15 protein-coding genes are annotated in these 17,429 nt (G+C 67.5%); 12 read left to right on the top strand and 3 right to left on the bottom strand.

The window, feature by feature from the left end; translation table 11 throughout:
• Positions 1-52: 52 nt before the first annotated feature.
• On the bottom strand, positions 53-1,855 hold the full coding sequence (locus tag Spa11_RS02630; RefSeq protein ID WP_145106961.1) for a phospho-sugar mutase: 1,803 nt from the start codon (positions 1,853-1,855) through the stop codon (positions 53-55).
• A gap of 266 nt (positions 1,856-2,121) precedes the next feature.
• Between Spa11_RS02630 and Spa11_RS02625 the strand changes: the two genes are divergently transcribed.
• From Spa11_RS02625 to Spa11_RS02580, 10 genes are all read left to right on the top strand, one after another.
• The gene (locus tag Spa11_RS02625; RefSeq protein WP_145106958.1) at positions 2,122-3,024 is read left to right on the top strand and encodes a cytochrome c; all 903 of its coding nucleotides are present in this window, start codon (positions 2,122-2,124) and stop codon (positions 3,022-3,024) included.
• A gap of 418 nt (positions 3,025-3,442) precedes the next feature.
• Entirely contained in the window at positions 3,443-3,748 is a 306-nt protein-coding gene (locus tag Spa11_RS02620) for a hypothetical protein (protein WP_145106953.1), read from the top strand.
• 314 nt (positions 3,749-4,062) lie between these two features.
• Entirely contained in the window at positions 4,063-4,719 is a 657-nt protein-coding gene (locus Spa11_RS02615) for an RNA polymerase sigma factor (RefSeq protein ID WP_145106947.1), read from the top strand.
• A gap of 361 nt (positions 4,720-5,080) precedes the next feature.
• Positions 5,081-6,370 (top strand): complex I subunit 1/NuoH family protein, encoded by a 1,290-nt coding sequence (locus tag Spa11_RS02610; protein WP_145106942.1) that lies wholly within the window; start codon positions 5,081-5,083, stop codon positions 6,368-6,370.
• Positions 6,367-7,011, top strand: a complete 645-nt coding sequence (locus Spa11_RS02605; RefSeq protein ID WP_145106939.1) for an NADH-quinone oxidoreductase subunit J family protein — start codon at positions 6,367-6,369, stop codon at positions 7,009-7,011. The genes Spa11_RS02610 and Spa11_RS02605 overlap by 4 nt, the downstream gene beginning before the upstream one ends.
• Positions 7,008-7,355 carry an NADH-quinone oxidoreductase subunit NuoK gene (nuoK, locus tag Spa11_RS02600; RefSeq protein ID WP_145106936.1) on the top strand — a complete coding sequence of 116 codons (348 nt, stop codon included), beginning with the start codon at positions 7,008-7,010 and terminating at the stop codon, positions 7,353-7,355. Before Spa11_RS02605 ends, nuoK begins: the two co-directional genes overlap by 4 nt.
• Before the next feature lie 39 nt (positions 7,356-7,394).
• Entirely contained in the window at positions 7,395-9,503 is a 2,109-nt protein-coding gene (locus Spa11_RS02595) for an NADH-quinone oxidoreductase subunit 5 family protein (RefSeq protein WP_145106927.1), read from the top strand.
• Positions 9,504-9,507: 4 nt separating this feature from the next.
• Entirely contained in the window at positions 9,508-11,244 is a 1,737-nt protein-coding gene (locus Spa11_RS02590; RefSeq protein ID WP_145106921.1) for a complex I subunit 4 family protein, read from the top strand.
• Entirely contained in the window at positions 11,213-12,853 is a 1,641-nt protein-coding gene (locus tag Spa11_RS02585) for an NADH-quinone oxidoreductase subunit N (RefSeq protein WP_145106914.1), read from the top strand. The genes Spa11_RS02590 and Spa11_RS02585 overlap by 32 nt, the downstream gene beginning before the upstream one ends.
• A gap of 146 nt (positions 12,854-12,999) precedes the next feature.
• Entirely contained in the window at positions 13,000-13,773 is a 774-nt protein-coding gene (locus tag Spa11_RS02580) for a TatD family hydrolase (RefSeq protein WP_145106911.1), read from the top strand.
• 145 nt (positions 13,774-13,918) lie between these two features.
• Here the strand turns inward: Spa11_RS02580 and Spa11_RS02575 are convergent, their stop codons facing one another.
• Positions 13,919-14,650, bottom strand: a complete 732-nt coding sequence (locus tag Spa11_RS02575; protein WP_145106908.1) for a hypothetical protein — start codon at positions 14,648-14,650, stop codon at positions 13,919-13,921.
• A 314-nt stretch (positions 14,651-14,964) separates the two neighbouring features.
• Entirely contained in the window at positions 14,965-15,822 is an 858-nt protein-coding gene (locus tag Spa11_RS02570) for a transposase (RefSeq protein ID WP_145106905.1), read from the bottom strand.
• Between the two features lie 258 nt (positions 15,823-16,080).
• On the opposite strand from Spa11_RS02570, the gene Spa11_RS02565 reads away from it, so the two are divergent.
• Positions 16,081-17,145 carry a M42 family metallopeptidase gene (locus Spa11_RS02565; RefSeq protein WP_145106900.1) on the top strand — a complete coding sequence of 355 codons (1,065 nt, stop codon included), beginning with the start codon at positions 16,081-16,083 and terminating at the stop codon, positions 17,143-17,145.
• Positions 17,146-17,188: 43 nt separating this feature from the next.
• Positions 17,189-17,428, top strand: coding sequence for a hypothetical protein (locus Spa11_RS02560; RefSeq protein WP_145106895.1), 240 nt, complete (start codon positions 17,189-17,191; stop codon positions 17,426-17,428).
• Position 17,429 lies beyond the last annotated feature (1 nt).

The raw sequence follows: 17,429 nt of genomic DNA, 5'->3' as shown, positions 1-17,429 counted from the left end.
GAGTTGGCCGTCGTGCCCTTTGTGTCCTTTGTGGTGAAATCCTTTTCTTCCCTTAAACCCCGGCGAACTTGCGCAGGTCCGCTTCGATCTTGTCGAGCGCCTGTTCGATCTCAACCTTCGCGTCTTCCAGGTCGTGCAGCTGTTCGGCGGGGGTGTAGGCGAAGAGGTAGAACTTGATCTTCGGCTCGGTGCCGCTGGGGCGGCAGGCGACGTAGTTGCCGTCCTCGGTAAGGTCGAGCATCACCAGGTCGCCGGTCGGGCCTTCGAGCTTCGCCGGCGGGGCGGCGCCGTTCATCTGCAGCTTGACGCCGGTCTTGTAGTCACGGAGCTGGGCGACGCCGTAGCTGCCGAGTTCGGCCGGCGGCTGGCTGCGGAAGAGGCCCATCACCTCCATCATCCGCTCCATGCCGTCGGAGCCGGGCATCTGGATGTTGATCGTGCGCTCGGCGTGGAGGCCGTGCTGCCAGAAGAGGTCGTCGAGCTTCTGGTGGAGCGTCTTCCCCTCGGCCTTAAGCTTCGCCGCCAGCTCACAAGCGAGCATCGCGGCGAGCGCGCCGTCCTTGTCGCGGACGTACTGCCCCGCCATGTAGCCGTGCGACTCTTCGGTGCCGAAGACAAACTTGTCGGGACCGTTCTCGTCGATCGCGCCGGCGATCCACTTGAAGCCCACCAAGAGGTCGGTGATCGTGCGGACGCCGTACGAGTCGCCGATGCGGCGCGTGAGCTGCGTCGTCACCAACGTGATGAGATTGAAGTGCTGCGCGGTGAGTGAGCCCTTCTTCGATTCGAGCAAGAAGTCGGCAAGCAGCGCGCCGATTTGGTTGCCGCTCAGCGTACGCCACTCGTCACTGCCCGGCTCAACGGGCGCAGCGAGGCCGATGCGGTCGCAGTCCGGGTCGGTGGCGAGCACGAGGTCGGCGCTGACTTCCTTCGCGCGCTCGATGATCATGTCGAACACCTCCGGCCGCTCGGGGTTCGAGACGTGGCCGGGGACGTTGGGGAAGTCGGGCGACGGCTCGGCATGCGGGCCGAAGACCTCGACATCGGTGAAGCCGTCCTTCTCCAGCACGGGGCACACCGCCGTCGCGCCGACGCCGTGCAGCGGCGAGTAGACGATCTTCAGGTGACGCGGGCCGGGCTGCGCTTGCGTGAGCACGGCGTCGTAGAACGCGGGATCGATCTCTTCTTCGCAGTAGACGATCTTGCCCGCCGCGACGGCCTGTTCGAAATCAGTGCGGTGGATGTCTTGACAGCTCATCACCCGCTCGATGATCCCTTTGTCGTGCGGCGGTAGCACCTGCCCGCCGGTCGACCAGTAGACCTTCACCGCGTTGTCGCTGGGCGGGTTATGGCTGGCGGTGACCATGATGCCGCAGCTCGCCTTCTTGTAACGCACCGCGAACGACAGCTCGGGCGTGCTGCGAAAGCCGCGGAGGAAGTAAACCTTGAAGCCGGCGGCGACCATGATCTCCGCGCAGAGCTTGGCGAAGCGCTCGCCGTTGTGGCGCGTGTCGCGGCAGATGGCGCAAGAGAGGTCGCCCTCGCCGAGTTGCGACTTCACGTAGTCGGCGAGTCCTTGGGCCGATTCACCGATCGTGCGATCGTTGATCGCGTTGGAACCGAACGGATGCATCTTGCCGCGCCGGCCGCCGGTGCCGAACGGGATGATCGTCCAGAACACGTCGTCGAGCGTCTTCCAATCGCCGGCCTCAACCGCGGCGGCGACCTGCGGGGCGTAGTCGGCGTAGCGGGGCTCGACGAGCCAGTCGGTGAGGTTCTTGGCGGCCGACTCGGTGAGCTTGCCATCGGCAACGGCTTGCTGGACGTTGGAGAGCAGGGTGATGTCGGCGGGCATCGTTTCGCAGGGCTTGTAGAGGCGGTGGGACAGTTGTCGATTCGCGCCATAGACTAACACGAGAGGAACCGAGCGCGCAGCACGGCCCAAAGTCACCCAGAAAGAGGGCCCCAACAAAAAGCCCCGCAGCAAGGAGGGCCCTCAGCCGCGGGCGGAAGCCAGCGGCCGCAGCGGAGTGGGGCGTCCTCCTCGACAGAAAGCCATGTGGCGGGGCGGCCGGGGGCTTCCGCCCTCGGCTGAGAACCAACGATCGAGTGAGCGAGCTTATGCGTGTTTCGACCTTGCTAGTCTTGTTGATTGCGACGACCGCTTTCGCTGCGGAACCCCCACGCGCCCGGCCGCCGGAGTTCACCGACGAGGACCGCGCCGTGTTCTTCGACGACGCCTTTGCGACGCTCGTTGGCGAGCGGCCACAGCCCGCCGCCGCGGCGACGCCAGCCATCGCGCCCGACGCGGCGCCATCAGCCGCTCAGGTCGCATGGGCCGACTTGGTCGATCCCGACGTGCTTGAGACCGAGATCAAACGCCAGGCGACGGCGCTCGCGAAGACAACCCGCACGGCATCGGCCTACAAAGCGGGCGGCTTCAAAGAGGCCGTCGATTCGCTCGGGGTCGTCGCCACGGTGTTCGCGGTGATCGCGGACCATTCGGGTCAGCCGCGTTGGCGGGACGACGCGGCGGGTTTGCGGGACCTGTTCGGCGCGGGCGCGAGCGAAGCCGACGACGCCACCGATGCGGCCCACGCCGTCGCGGCGACGCGGGCGGCGGACCTGGCGGACCTGACGCGCGGCAGCCGCCCCGCCACCCCCGAGCCGGCTTCGGAGGTCGATTGGTCGCTGATCGCCAGCCGCAGCACGCTGATGAGGCGGATGGGGGCCGCGGAGGAGCAGCGGCTGCGCAGTTGGATGTCCAGCGAACGGGACTTCCGCCGCAACGCCGCCGACGCCCGGCACGAGGCCCAGGTGCTGGCCCTGCTGGCGGAAGCGATCCTGCGGCCCGAGGCGTACGACTACGACGACCCGGATTACCAGGCTTACGCCCGCCGCCTCCGCGACACGGCGGTGCGGCTTTCGGAGACGATCGACGCGGAGGACCAGCCCGCCGCCGCCGCGGCGATGGCGGAGGTGAGCCGGAGCTGTGTTGATTGCCATGCGGATTACCGCGGGTAGGGGGGTAGGGTCTCGCACGTTTATCAACGCGTCATTTAGCCCCCGGTCAATGACCGGGGGCTAATTGCGGGTGGGGGCCAATTACGGCGCTCCAAGAGAAATTTTCTCAATTCCCCGCGAACCCCTCCCGCCCCGCGGCTGTCTCAGGGGGCGTCGCAGGGATTGCCCAGCCAGCGGAGACGCTGTCTCTGCAGTCCGCGGCGCGGTTTCGGCCGGTGAATTTGCTTGACCGGGAACGGTTTTGCTGAAAAGCTGGCTAAAGAGGATCGCTCCGGCCGGGATTGGTTCCCCGCAAGGGAAACCCGCCCGCCCGCCGATCAACCCACCTAGACGGCCCGTACAGAAAGTTCACCTACCCGTCACGGGCCCTTCCATCCGTTCTCTCCACAGCCGCGCTCGCAGCGCAGCGGAGGCCACGATGCAAACGACGACCAACACGATCGCCAAGTCCTTCACCGCCGCCATTAAGGCAGCCGCGAAGTTCTTCACGGTGATTTCGGCCGCCGCTTCGTCACGCCTGCGCTGGCGCTATGTAGTAAGCGGCCCCGTTAATTCGGGATCAAGGCCCGGCGTAGTAGGCCAACGCCTCGCATTGCTAGTGCCGTCACTAGCGATGCATCACGCAAAACCAGCGATGGCGATGATTTGTCGCCCGCAGGGTGATGCGTGTCGCGGCAGCCGACCGAGCGATTCGGTCCGCAGCCGCCGGTTGGCCGGTTTCTAAACGCCGCGTGAGGCGCCGGACTCTCTCCAAGCGAGCGAGTCCCGAATTCAAACCTCACGCGTGAGTCGTCGCCGAAGGCGTGACTCCCGCTGCGCTTGGTTCGTTGGGTGAACCGTGTCGTCCTCGACAGGGTTTCGCCACAACGCAGCCGCACGGCCTCCTTCAATCGTGAAGGAGCCCCAAGCCCGGCCGTGGTCTCTCGCCCGACGCGATCCGCGGAACGCCCTCGCACGTCGCGTGGCTCCGCTCTCCGGGAACTATGGCTTCGCAGCGCCAGGGGGCGCGTGCGTGGCTCTTCAATAAGCGAGAGAACGATGACCGCTATCGCCACACCGCTGGCCGCTCGGCGATTCGATGCGACCGAGTTATTCGAAACCACCCCCACCTTCCGGGTCGTCACCGCCCAAGACCTGCCGCTCACCGAGTGGGAGACCGAGGACCTGGTTCGCGCCGCCCAGGACGGCGACCGCGACGCCTTCGGCGAGCTGGTGGCTCGCTTCGAGGGGATGGTGCAGGCGGTCGCCCTGCGTCGGCTCGGCAACTACGCCGAGGCGGCGGAGCTCTCGCAAGAGGTGCTGATCCGGGCGATGGATCGGCTGCACCAGTTGAGCGAACCGCGGGCGTTCGGCTCGTGGCTCAAGTCGATCACCGTCCGCATGGCGATCAACCGGCAGGTCCGGCGTCGGCGGTCGGTCGATACCGAGCCCTCGACGCTGGAAGCGACCTGCATCGACGAACGGCGGAGCCCGGTCGACGCCGCGCTCTCCGCCGAACGGGCCGAGCAGGTCCGTGACGGCCTGGCGCGGCTCGGCGAACTCGATCGCAGCACGCTCGAGGCGTTCTACGTCCGCGGGCAGTCGCTGATCGAGATGAGCGACGCGTTCCACGCCCCCGTCGGCACGATCAAGCGCCGGCTGCACGTGGCGCGGAAGCGGCTCGCCGCGGAGCTGGGCGACATGCTCGCTGTTTGATTTGTCACGTTGGCGGCGTCCCGAACTGGGTCCGGGGCGCAAAGCGTTGAGATCGGCGGCCGCCCGGAGTGGGACTCCAGGCGGCCGCCGTCGTTTTTGGGTTTGGGGGTTTAGGTAGGGTGCGATGCAGCGGAGCGGTGTCGCACCGCGACGGTCGCTGATTGGGCAGGCTTTGCCCCGGGGTTTGCCCTTAGGTCTTCGCTACATTCGAGCCAACCCATCGAGACGCCGCGAAGGTGCGATTTCGCTGCGCGGCATCGCACCCTACTTCGACGCGCGCCCGGTTGCGGCTTCGCCCTGACAGCGGGATAGTGCTGTATTCACGCTTCCCCGCCCGCGAACGCTTCCCCTCTCTGCCACGATGGCGCCGACGATCAATTGGGCGCTCGACCTGCTTGTGAGCGGAGCGGGGTGGGTCATCGGCTGGGAGGGCCTGTCCGTCCCGCCCGACGCGGCGGTCGGCTATGTGCTGGCCGCCCTGTTGCAAGTCGCGATGATCCTCAACCTCTCGGCGGTTGGGGCGCTGGTCTTTATTTGGTTGGAGCGCAAGGTCGCCGGGCGGATCCAGGACCGCCTCGGCCCGACGCGGGTCGGCGGCCGCTTCGGCTGGCTGCAAACGGTGGCGGACGGCCTGAAGCTCCTCTCGAAAGAGGACCTGATGCCGACGTCTGCCGACCCCCTGCTCTTCCGCGTCGCGCCCTACATCGGCATGGCGGCGGCGGTAGCGGCGTTCGTGGCGTTGCCTTTCGCGGGGGCGCCGCACCCGTTCGTCGCCCAGCACCTCGACGTGGCGGTCTTCTTCGTGCTGGCCGTCTTGGGCCTGGAGGTCTTTAGCATCATCCTCGCCGGTTACTCGTCGGCGTCGAAGTGGTCGCTCTTCGGCGCGATGCGCGAAGCGGCGCAGGTCGTCAGCTACGAGGTGCCGCTCGGGCTCTGCGCCGTGGTGCCGGTGATGCTCGCTGGCAGCATGGACCTCGTATCGATCGGCGACGTGCAGCGCGGCGGCGTTTGGAACTGGCACGTCTTCAACGACCCGTTCACGCTAGTGATCTTCGCCGTCTACTGCACGTGCGCCACGGCCAGTGTCAACCGCGCGCCGTTCGACCTCGCTGAGGCGGAGAGCGAACTGGTGGGCGGCTTCCACACCGAGTACTCCGGCTTGCGCTGGAGCTTCTTCTTCATGGCCGAGTACACGTCGATGCTGCTGGTGAGCCTGCTGGCGGCGATCCTGTTCCTCGGCGCGTGGCACGCGCCCATTCCGCTGGGGCTGACTAGTGACGGCTGGCTCGGCGCGGTGGTCGGCGTGAACGTGGCGAACTACCTGGGTAACCTGCTTGGCTTGTTGTGCCTGATGACCAAGGGCGTGCTCTCGGTGGTCGTGATGATGTGGGTCCGCTGGTCGATGCCCCGGCTGCGGATCGATCAAGTGATGACGACGTGTCTCAAGTACTGCACGCCGCTGGCGGCGGTCTGCTTCCTCGGCGCGACGGCGTGGCAGGTGGTGTTTCCGGGCGGCGTGCTGTGGCGACCGCCGGCGCCGTATGTGGAAATGACGAATGACGAAGCACGAATGACGAAGAACGGAGTCATGCCGTCCGTTTCGTCATTCGTCATTCGGGCTTCGTCATTCAAGCCGGAGGCGCACCAATGATCTGGCACTCCGTCCTCTTCGCCTTGTTCGCCACGCTCGCTTGCGGCTTTGCCGCGATGGTCGTGTTGTCGTCGAACGTTGTGCGGATGGCGTTCTACTTGGTGCTGAGCCTGTCGGCGACCTCGGGGCTGTTCTTCCTTGCCGGCGCCGACTTTGTCGGGGCGATGCAGCTGATGATCTATGTCGGCGGCACGCTGGTGCTGCTGATCTTTGGCGTCATGCTCACCGCGCAGCAGCGTTTCGTGAGCATGTTGCCGTCGCGGTCGGAGTTCTTGCTTGCGGGGCTGCTAGGAACATCGATGTTGGTGTTGCTCGCTTCGGCCGCGTTCAGCGTGCCCGCTTGGAGCGGCCAGGGTCCGAAGGCCGCCGCGCTCGACGAGGCGCCACGGACCTCGACGCCGCTGGCGCTCGGCCTCTTGGGTCTGCGCGTCGATCGGGACCCGAATAGCGATGAGCCGCTCGCCGGCTACCTGTTGCCGTTCGAAATCATCTCGGTCCATCTGCTCGTTGTGCTGGTGGGCGCCGCGTACCTCGCCCGCACCCGGGTGACGGCGGGGTCGCTCTCGGAGTTGCCGCCGGGCGGGTTCGACCCGGACGAGGTGGAAGCCGACCCCCAGACCGCGGAGCCCCCGACAGCATGATCGCCTCCCTCCTGACCGAACCGATCGGCGTCGCCCACTACCTCGTGGTCGGCGCGGTGCTGTTCATCACCGGCATCCTCTGCATGGCGACCAAGCGCAACCTGCTCGGCGTGCTGATGGGCGTCGAGCTGGTGCTCAACGGCGCCAACGTCAACTTCATCGCCATCGGCAGCCCCTACCTCCGCGGCGACGCTTCGTCGGTCGGGCTCGACGGACAGCTGATGGCGCTGTTCGTGATCGTCCTTGCCGCGGCCGAAGCGGCCGTGGCGTTGGCGATCGCGCTGAACTTCTACAACACGGTGCACACCATCGACGTGGACGCCGCGGATCAACTCCGCGGGTAACTCGGCTTGCCGCTTAGCCGCAAGCGGCGCGAAAGAATTATGCCTCTCGAACAACTCCTGCCGACGCTCTTGCTCGTCGCCTGGCTTGCGCCACTGGCGTCGTTCGTTGTGTCAGCGCTGGCCGGTTCGGTGCTGGCGCGCGGCAAGGGTTCTGTCGAAGCCAACGCCGCGCGGACGATCGGGCATGTCGCCACCGGAGCGATCGGCGTCAGCTTGATCGCGTCGGTTCTGGCGCTGGGCGGTTGGGTCTCGGCCCACCCCGTCGGAGAGGGGCACGGCGAAGCCGCGGCGCCGCTCGTGGGCGAGTGGTTCGGCGTGCTGGACGTGGGCTCATTGCACGTTGGGGCCGGCTACTACATCGACGCGCTGACCGTCGTCATGGCGGTCGTTGTGACGCTGATCGCGACTTGTGTCCACGTGTACTCGCTTGGCTATCTGGCCGACGAAACCGCCAGCGAAGGCGCCGACGCCGTCACGGATCACGAAGCGATCACCGCCGACGGCCAGCCGCTGCGTCGCGCGGGACGGCTGCACCGCTTCTACCAGCACCTGTCGCTGTTCTGTTTCGCGATGCTCGGCGTTGTGCTCGCCGGCAACGCGGTGATGACGTTCGCGTTCTGGGAACTCGTCGGCGCGAGCAGCTATCTGCTCATTGGCTTCTACTACGAACGCCCCAAGGCGGGCGCCGCCGCCACCAAGGCGATGCTGTTCAACCGCGTCGGCGATGTCGGCATGCTCGTGGCGCTCGCGGCGATCTGGGGTCTCGCGGGAACCTTCGACTACGACAAGCTCTTCGCCGCGGCGCCCACGTGGTTCACCAGCCACTACGGCCTGGCGACGCTCATCGGCGCCGGGCTCTTCTGCGGCTGCATCGGCAAGAGCGCCCAGGTCCCGCTCCAGGCGTGGCTCCCCGACGCGATGGCTGGCCCGACGCCGGTCTCCGCGCTGGTCCACTCGGCGACGATGGTCGCCGCCGGCGTCTTCCTCGTGGGCCGCATCTACCCGCTGCTTACCGTTGAGGTGCTCGTCGGCATCGCAACGGTCGGCGCCATCACGCTCTTGGTCGGCGCGACGCTGGCGACCGTCTCGCACGACCTCAAACGCGTGCTCGCTTACTCCACCGTTAGCCAGCTCGGCTACATGATGCTAGCGCTGGGCCTCGGTGGCTGGACCGCGGGGCTGTTCCATCTCGTGACGCATGCGGGCTTCAAGGCGCTGCTGTTCCTCGGCGCCGGCTCGGTGATCCATGCGGTCGGAACGAACGACCTCCGCGCGATGGGCGGGCTGCGGCGTACGATGCCGTTCACCGCGGGGCTGATGCTCGTTGGGTTGCTGGCGCTCGTTGGCGCTGGCTTACCGGTATTGGGACTGGGCCTGTCGGGCTTCTTCTCGAAGGACGCTATCTTCGAGCAGGCGATCGCCTTCTCACGGGCAAACCCTTCCTACGGCTGGCTCTTCTGGGCGCCGCTGATCGGCGCGGTGCTGACAGCGCTGTACATCACCCGGATGTGGCTGCTGGCGTTCGTCGGTCGGCCCCGAACCGAGGCGGCGGAGCACGCCCACGAGTCGCCCGAGTCGATGCTCGTACCGATGCTGGTCGTGGCGACGATGGCGATCGGGGCGGGCTGGGCGGTTCCGGGCAGCGGGGTCTCCGTGCCGGCGCTGCTGGAGACCTCGGCGCCCGCAACGACCCACCAGAGCCGCTCAGGCTCAATCTGGCGGGCTCTTTCGCTCCCAGGGACATGTGAGGCCCACGAGCCCAACGTCCGCTCAGCGGCCGCCCTAGCGGCCCTGGGGGCCACTCTAGCGGGCGCCACGATCGCTCTGGTGATGCACCGCGGCGGCCGCAAGTGCGAGACCCCCGCCGGCGAACCCCTCCGCCAGCTCGACGAGCACTGGCTGCCGGGCCTCAGCCGCGGCGCCGATTCGCTGACGCGGGGCCTGGGGGCCTTTGTCGCCGGCCCCGTGGACCGGGGCCTGGTGGATGGCGGCTTCCGCGGCGCGGCGGGCCTGCTGACGCTTGTCGGCGTCGCCCTCCGCCGGGCCCAGACCGGCAGCCTCCGGCAGTACGTCTTCTTCCTCGCTTTGGGGGTCGTCCTCGTGGGCGTCGCCTCGCTCGGCGCCGCCTACCGATGGATCGCGGGGTGACGCCATGAACGACCACACGCTCACCTTCCTGGTGCTGATCCCGCTCGTCGCGGCGGGCGCGATGGCGCTCGTGCCGAAGGGCGCCGGCGGCGCGGCGAAGAAGCTGACGGTCCTCGTCACCGCGCTCGTCGCGGCGATGGCGTGGTCGCTCGCCTTCGACGGCCGCGCGGGGGGCGCCGGGCTGTCGCACGTCGTCACCGCGCCGTGGATCCCGTCGCTTGGCGTGCAGTTCTTCCTTGGCGTCGATGGGCTGAGCCTGCCGCTGGTGATCCTGACGGCGAGTCTCTCGCTGCTCGCCGCTATCGCGAGCCTAGGCGTCGATCGCCACCCGCGCGGCTACTGCGCGCTGCTGCTGCTGCTCGAGACGGGCATGCTCGGCGTGTTCCTCGCGCTCGACTTCGTGCTGTTCTATGTCTTCTGGGAACTGATCCTGGTGCCGATGTACCTGCTGATCGCCGTCTGGGGCGGCAGTGGCGGGCGCAAGGCGGCGTTCAAGTACTTCGTCTACACGCTGGCCGCTAGTGTGCTGATTCTGGGGGCGGGGCTATTGCTCTACGGGCAGAGCGACCTGACGCGGCTGGCGCCGGCGGACTTGGCGGCGAGTGGAATCCTGGGCCCGAACGCGGTTAAAGCGCAAGCGCCGGCGAGGGAGTTAGGCGAGTGGATCGACCTGAGCGATTCGTTGCCAATGGAACTCATCGACGCCCAAGCGACCGGCGCGCCGCTGCGGACATTCAACCTCGTGGCGATGACGCGGCTCGCACAGACGACCGACGTCTTCACCGCGCCGACGTGGGGCGGGCATAACCTCGCTTGGTGGGCGTTTGTGCCGCTGGTGCTGGGCCTCGCCGTGAAGGTCCCGGCCGTGCCGCTGCACACGTGGCTCCCCGACGCCCACACCGAGGCGCCGACGCCCGTCTCCATGCTGCTGGCCGGCGTGATGCTCAAGCTCGGCGGCTATGGCATGGTGCGGATCGCCTGGCCGATCTGTCCCGAAGCGGCCCGCGACTTGGCGATGGTCGTCGCCGTGGTTGGCGTCGTCGGCCTCTTGTGGGGCGCGCTGGCCGCGATGGGGCAGCGAGACTTCAAACGGCTGGTCGCCTACAGCTCGGTGAGCCACATGGGCTACGTGTTGCTGGGGCTCGCCGCCGGAACGCTCGGCGCCGACGCCTGGGCCCTCGGCGCTAGTGGGGCGGTGTTCCAGATGGTCGCGCACGGCGTCACGTCGGCGGGGCTCTTCTTCGCCGTCGGCGTGATCTACGACCGCGTCCACCACCGCGACCTCGACCGCATGGGCGGCCTGATGAACCGCATGCCCACTGCTAGCGGCCTAGCGCTCGTCTTGGCGCTAGCCAGCCTCGGCCTCCCCGGCCTGTGTGGCTTCGTCGGCGAGCTGCTGGTGCTGCTGCCGACATGGACGTTCAATCCCTCTCTCGCCATCGCCACGGCAGCGGTCACGGTGCTCACCGCCGCCTACACGCTCCGCGCGGTGCGGTTGGCGTACTACGGCCCCGAATATATTGGCCCGCACGCCGACGGCCTCACGCCGATCAAGCCGCGCGAACTCGTGGTGATGGTCCCGCTGGTCATCGCCGCCGTGGTGCTCGGCGTGCAGCCGGGCTACGTCACCAAAGTCGCGGAACCGACGATCGCCGCGGCTGGTCAATCCTTTCGTCCCCCATTAACTACGGGCGTGACGCCCGTCGCCGATGCTGCCGACGCTGGTCGAACAACTCGTTAACGACACGGCGGGCCTCAGCCTGCCGCGGTCGGCGCCGGAGATGACGCTCGTCGTGACGATCGTCCTGATGCTGCTTGCGCGCGTGCCGGTCGCGTTGCGACGCATCGAGGCGTTCTGGATCGCGTTGGTAGGGTCGATCGTGGCGCTGGGCTGCTTAGCATGGGAAGCGAGCGGCGGCCTCGCCGCGATCGAACCGGTCGAGATCTACACCGGCATGCTGCGGCACGACGCGCTGGGCGTCTTCTCGCGCGGGCTGCTGCTGACGTTTCTCGTCTTGATGGTCGTGCTGTCGAAGCTGACGGGGCTCGCTAACCGCGAGGACGGGCAGGACTTCTTCGCGATGCTCTTCGGCGCGACGCTCGGCATGTGCCTGATGTGCCGCACGAATCATCTGATGATGCTGCTCTTGTCGATCGAGATGGCGAGCGTGCCGTCGTACGTGCTGGTGGGGATCGTGAAGGGCCGCCGCCGGTCGGGCGAGGCGGCGCTCAAGTACTCCGTTTACGGCGCCGCAGCGGCGGGCGTGATGCTTTACGGCATCAGCCTGCTGGCGGGGCTTACCGGGACGGCCCACTTGCCAACGCTCGGCGAACGCCTCGCCGAAGCGCACCTCTCGACAATGGCCGCCGATCCGGAGCAACGCGGCGTCGTGATGGCGCTGGCGCTGGCGGGCGTGCTGGTGATGATCGGCATGGCGTTCAAGCTCTCGGCGGCGCCGTTCCACTTCTGGGCGCCCGACGTGTTCGCCGGCGCGCCGGCCGAGGTGGGGGCGTTCCTGTCGGTCGCGTCGAAGACCGCGGCGCTGGTGCTGCTGCTGCGGATCGTCTCGCTGACGTTGCCGTTCGACATGCTCGCCCACGCCGAGGCAAATGAAGCGACGACGCAACTTGTCGCGCACTCAACGGCCGACCCCGCTTCTCCGGCCCGGTCCTTCGTCGTCGGGCTGATCGCGGTCGCCGCGGCGCTGACCTGCACGGTTGGCAACTTCGCGGCGCTGACGCAGACCGGCGCGAAGCGGATGCTCGCCTACTCGACGATCGCCCACGCCGGCTACCTGTTGATGCCGATCGCCGCGGCGGTGGCGCTCGCGGAGAACGATCCCGCCGGCGCCTCAGCGGCGGCGGGCGCCGTGATGCTGTACGCGGCTGGCTACTTGTTCCTCAACTTCACGGCCTTCGCCGCGGTCGCCGTCATCCGCAACACACGCGGCAGCGAATCGATCGACGACTACGCCGGCCTGATCCGCACCGCGCCCGTCACGGCGACGGCGCTCTGCCTGGCGATGATCGGCCTCTTAGGCCTGCCGCCGCTGGTGGGCTTCTGGGGCAAGCTCGCGGCGTTGCGGGCGCTGGTGGACGCCGGCGGGTTTTGGATGACGATGTTGCTGGTGGTCGCCGTGCTGAACACGGCGCTGTCGCTGGTCTACTACCTGCGAGTCGTTAAGACGGTGTGCCTCGACGCGCCACCAAACGACCTGCCGACCGATCGCCCCGAGCGGGCCTTGCAGTTGCTGCTGGCGATCGGCGCCGCTCCGATTGTGCTCCTGGGTCTCGCGCCGGAGTGGCTGGCGAGCGTGGCGAACGAGGCGTGCCGCGGGGTGTTTGGTTGAAGCGTGACGCGAGACGCACGATCACGAGTGACGGCGAGCCCACGATGTTAATCGTGGGTGTGAAGCGGGCACCGAGTTCCACCGACGACTAACGTCGCCGGCTCGCCATTAACTCAATGGTTCGCTGTTCTTGAGAAACTAAACGCATGTTCTACGACACCCATGCCCACCTCGATCAACCGACCTTCGCCGACGACTTGGCGGAAGTCCTCCAACGCGCCCGCTCGATGGGCGCGCTCGACGTGAACGCGATCGGCGTCGATGCGGCTTCGAGCCGCGCGGTCGTGGCGCTCGCGGCGGCGCATCCGATGGTGCACGCCGTGGTTGGCGTCCAGCCGAACGACGTCGCCGAGGCGCAGCCCGAGGACTGGGACGAGATCGTGCGGCTCGCTAGTGAGCCGGGGGTGGTGGGGATCGGCGAGACGGGGCTCGATCGCTATTGGGACTCGACACCCTTCGAGCAGCAGCAGGACTACTTCGACCGCCACCTACGGCTTTCACAAGCAACGGGCCTGCCGTTCGTGGTCCACATGCGTGAGTGCGAGGCGGACGTGCTGGCGATGCTCCGCGAAGCGCGCGAGCGCGGGCCGCTCGTCGGCGTCATGCACAGCTACACCGGCACAGCCGCCGGCGCCGCCGAGGCGATCGAGCTCGGCCTCCACGTCAGCTTCGCCGGCATGGTGACCTATAAGAAGTCGGACGAGCTGCGTGAGGTCGCCAAGACCGTGCCACTCGATCGTCTCTTGGTCGAAACCGACGCGCCGTACCTTTCGCCCGAACCGGTGCGGAAGATCAAGCGGAACGAGCCGGGGCACGTCGCGCACACGGCGCGGCTGCTGGCGGAGGTCCGCAGCGAGGCGTTCGACGCATTCGCGAAGCAGACGACCGCGAACGCGAAGCGACTCTTCGCACGCCGCTAGGCTGGATGGCAAACTGCGACGAAGTCGCTTGTGGGAGGGGTCTCAAGACCCCGATTTCGCGCTCCATGCCGTATTCGGCCATGAGACCGTAATCGGCGTCTGGAGACGCCTCCTACAATCACAACCTTTGGCACGTCGAAAGCGTTCAGCGCACCATCATCTCCGTCGAGGGCAGCGATGCGGCGCGTGGCGCGAACTCGTGGTCGTAGGGCGCCCGCATGCTGCGCGGGTCGCTGGGGCCAACCCAGTTGCCACAGTCGTCGCACGGGTCGCAGCAGCGCGGCGGGTCGCTGTGCCATTCGCTCCAGTAGAAGTCGCCGCAACCGCCGCAGCCACGGTTGCCGCACGGGCAGCACAGGCCCAGTGGCGCGCCGATCGGCCGCAGGATGTTGCCGACTTCTTGTCCGATAGCGTGCAGGCCGAAGCCGACGGTTTGCAACACGCCACAACCGCAGCGGCCCACGCCGCACGTGTCGCCGCAACCGACGCCGCACCCACAACCGGGCTCGACGCCACAGCCGACTTCAACGCCGCAACTGGCTTCGCAACCGCAACCGGGATCGCAACCGCCGCAGCAATCGGGTCCGGTGCAGACGTTGATCAGGGGCTTCACGGGGCCGCAGCCGCCTTCGCAGCCGCCGTCGCCGCACCACAGTTTACCGGCCCAAGCCCGGCCGCCGCAGCCACAAATCGATCCGCAGCCGCAGCCGGGTTCGACGGCGCAACCGGGCTCAACGCCGCAACCGACTTCGGCCCCACAGGCGCTACCGATGGCGCAGCCGCAGCCCGGGCGCATCACGGCACAGCCGGAGGCCGCCGCGACGCAGAGGGCGGCGATCGCTACGAAGGACTCGAGTCGTGATTTGGTAAGGGCCATCCCTGGAAGCTCCCGCAAAGGGGCACGCCGACGCCCGCAATCCCTGCCGGCGCCGATGTCATGACTAGCACGCGCGGGGCCACAAACAGCCCGCGCTCGGTTACAGGAATCGGCGGCGCAGGCCGGCGCATTGAGTCGAATCGTCAAGGTCGACGCAGTTTCACCCCGGCGACGGGCTTGGTAGAGTCGGCGTCGCAGACGATGGCGAGCCGGGAGCGTCACAGGATTATGCAATCGCTAGCAGTCAGTTGTTGCAAGTTCGATGAACTATCAGACTCGTTAGCGTCGTTTACTCCCCTCCCCCTTGTGCAACGTTATGCAGTTGCTATCACGAGCTTTTGTCGTTTGAGGACGCGGAGGGCGTTGAGGAGGAGCTTGGCTTGGACCCAGAGGTGGACGCGGTGAAGGCGTCGGACCCAGCTTGGCAGGGGGCCCAGGCCGCCGGCGAAGCTGGTGAGGTTGCCGAAGCAGCGTTCGATCGGGTCGCGGAAGGCGAGCACGGCTTGTCCGAAGGGACGGCGGAGCATCTCCAGGCAGTGCACACGGCTGGGCTCGTGGCGGCGATGCCCCAACGCCTGCCCCGGCCGCTGCTGCTGGGCGATGATCTGATGACGCGGCGAAGCCACGCGGTGCAGCGGGTTGCTGTCGTACTGACGGTCCCCCGTCACATAGCCCTCGCCCGGCAGCTCTTCGAGCAGCGGACGAGCGGCCGTCGCGTCGCCCGTGTTCATCGGCTCCACCCGCCACACCGAAGGGAGCGGGCCCTCGCCCCACACCACGTGCAGCTTGTAGCCCTTCGCGAAGCGGTTGGCCGCCCGCCCCACGCGCGCGTCGGGGTCCTTGCTGTAGGAACCGATCGGCAGCGGCTTGCTGTCGATCCGTTGCAACCACCAGCGCCGCGGGTCGCCCCCCAACGCCTGCTCCAGACGGCCCAGCAGCTCCCTCACGCCACGGCTCCGTAGCCGGCGGCTCATCGTCGATTGCGACGGGAACGGAACCGATAGCTGCGGCGGCCAGTTGTCGGGCTGGCAGGCCCAGCTGGTGGGCCGGTCGTGGACCACCGCCCATAAGAACACCGCCACGACCTCCGACGCCCGGTAAAACCCGCCCGACCAAGCGTTGTCCAGCCGCCTGGCAATCGCGTACAGTTGCTCCCAGAGTTCGCGTTCCATCTGGCTTCTCCCTTGGTTGGTCCCAAAAGAGATTCAGTAGAACGCGAACTCCCTTCGTTTAACCCCTGCTAGCAACTGCATAACGTTGCACGAGTGGGAGGGGGACACAACGCGCTAACGCTTCTTGGATTACATCGCCGAACCGACTTCACACTGCTAGCCATTGCATAATCCTGCTAACGCTCCCGGCTCGCCGCCCCGCTGCTAGCAGCGCCGCTCCCTCAACCCCTCAGCCCCTGGCCCCTAACCCCTCCCCCAATGACCCCCGCCGCCAAGAAGTTCTTCCAAAAGGTCCTCGAGTCGCCGAGCCCCTCGGGTTACGAGCAGCCCGTGCAGCGCGTCGTGCGGGAGTACGCCGGCACGTTCGCGGACGAGGTCCGGACCGACACGCACGGCAACGTAATCGTCTCGGTGAACCCGGGGGCGCCGCTGCGGGTGATGTTCGCGGGGCACGCCGACCAGATCGGCTTGATCGTCACCTACATCGACGAGCAGGGGTTCGTTTACTCCAAGCCGATCGGCGGCTGGGACCCGCAACAGCTTATCGGTCAGCGGATGACGATCCACGCGGATGGCGGCCCCGTGCCGGCCGTGATCTCGCGCAAGGCGATCCACCTGCTCGACGAAGAAGAGCGCAAGTTGGTCGTCAAGCAGAAGGAGATGTGGCTCGACATCGGCGCGCGGAGCCAGGCCGAGGCGCAAGAGCTGGTGGAGATCGGCGACCCGGTGACGCTCGAGCTCGGCTACAAGGAGATGCGCAACAACTTCGCCACCGCGCCGGGCATGGACAACAAGACCGGCATGTGGGTCTGCATCGAAGCCGCCCGCCGCGCGGCGGAACAAGGCGGCCTCAACGTCGCGGTGCACGCCGTCGCCACTGTGCAGGAAGAGATCGGCCTCCGCGGCGCCACGACCAGCGCGTTCGGCATCGACCCACACGTCGGCGTCGCGGTCGATGTGACGCACGCCACCGACTGCCCGACGATCGACAAGACGCAAGAGTCCGACATCAAGCTCGGCCACGGCCCGGTGCTCTCGCGCGGGCCCAACATCAACCCGGTCGCCTTCAGTCGCCTGCGCGCAGCGGGCGATTCCGCCGACTTGCCGATGCAATGGGCCGCGCTGAACCGCGGCGCGTCGAACGACGGCAACGCCCTCCAGCTCACCCGCGCCGGCGTCGCCACGGGCATCGTCGGCATCCCGCTCCGCTACATGCACTCCGCGGTGGAGATCATCTCGCTCGACGACATCGACAACGCGGCGCAACTGCTGGCGGAGTTCGTGCTGCGGCTGGAGCCGGACGCTGACTTCACGCCGCAGTAGTCGGCGCGCTCTTGGGGCGGAACGCAGGAAAGGAGATGGGGGGATGGATGGAGATAAGGGGGATGGCCTGCCGGTAAAGACACGGCCCAAGCTGACCGCTGAGTTCTACGAATGGGCTGCCGACATGACCCGTATCGGGAACGATGGTGTCCGCCGCGCCGGTGTGCCGTATGTTTATTCGATCAACGGCGTGCTGCACTGGGAGCTGCCCGATGGCAGCTTGACGACGGTGGACCCTTGGCAGGGGAAGACGACGCCGCCCGACGATGCTGGGACCAAGTAGC

Origin of the sequence: Botrimarina mediterranea, from assembly GCF_007753265.1 — a bacterium.
GTDB lineage: Bacteria > Planctomycetota > Planctomycetia > Pirellulales > Lacipirellulaceae > Botrimarina > Botrimarina mediterranea.
This window is presented reverse-complemented; position numbering and strand designations above follow the sequence as displayed.

Bases quoted from the DNA above. Each gene is read 5' to 3' on its own strand.
- Spa11_RS02630 (WP_145106961.1), bottom strand. From the start codon at position 1,855: ATGCCCGCCGACATCACCCTGCTCTCCAACGTCCAGCAAGCCGTTGCC.
- Spa11_RS02625 (WP_145106958.1), top strand. From the start codon at position 2,122: ATGCGTGTTTCGACCTTGCTAGTCTTGTTGATTGCGACGACCGCTTTC.
- Spa11_RS02620 (WP_145106953.1), top strand. From the start codon at position 3,443: ATGCAAACGACGACCAACACGATCGCCAAGTCCTTCACCGCCGCCATT.
- Spa11_RS02615 (WP_145106947.1), top strand. From the start codon at position 4,063: ATGACCGCTATCGCCACACCGCTGGCCGCTCGGCGATTCGATGCGACC.
- Spa11_RS02610 (WP_145106942.1), top strand. From the start codon at position 5,081: ATGGCGCCGACGATCAATTGGGCGCTCGACCTGCTTGTGAGCGGAGCG.
- Spa11_RS02605 (WP_145106939.1), top strand. From the start codon at position 6,367: ATGATCTGGCACTCCGTCCTCTTCGCCTTGTTCGCCACGCTCGCTTGC.
- nuoK (WP_145106936.1), top strand. From the start codon at position 7,008: ATGATCGCCTCCCTCCTGACCGAACCGATCGGCGTCGCCCACTACCTC.
- Spa11_RS02595 (WP_145106927.1), top strand. From the start codon at position 7,395: ATGCCTCTCGAACAACTCCTGCCGACGCTCTTGCTCGTCGCCTGGCTT.
- Spa11_RS02590 (WP_145106921.1), top strand. From the start codon at position 9,508: ATGAACGACCACACGCTCACCTTCCTGGTGCTGATCCCGCTCGTCGCG.
- Spa11_RS02585 (WP_145106914.1), top strand. From the start codon at position 11,213: ATGCTGCCGACGCTGGTCGAACAACTCGTTAACGACACGGCGGGCCTC.
- Spa11_RS02580 (WP_145106911.1), top strand. From the start codon at position 13,000: ATGTTCTACGACACCCATGCCCACCTCGATCAACCGACCTTCGCCGAC.
- Spa11_RS02575 (WP_145106908.1), bottom strand. From the start codon at position 14,650: ATGGCCCTTACCAAATCACGACTCGAGTCCTTCGTAGCGATCGCCGCC.
- Spa11_RS02570 (WP_145106905.1), bottom strand. From the start codon at position 15,822: ATGGAACGCGAACTCTGGGAGCAACTGTACGCGATTGCCAGGCGGCTG.
- Spa11_RS02565 (WP_145106900.1), top strand. From the start codon at position 16,081: ATGACCCCCGCCGCCAAGAAGTTCTTCCAAAAGGTCCTCGAGTCGCCG.
- Spa11_RS02560 (WP_145106895.1), top strand. From the start codon at position 17,189: ATGGATGGAGATAAGGGGGATGGCCTGCCGGTAAAGACACGGCCCAAG.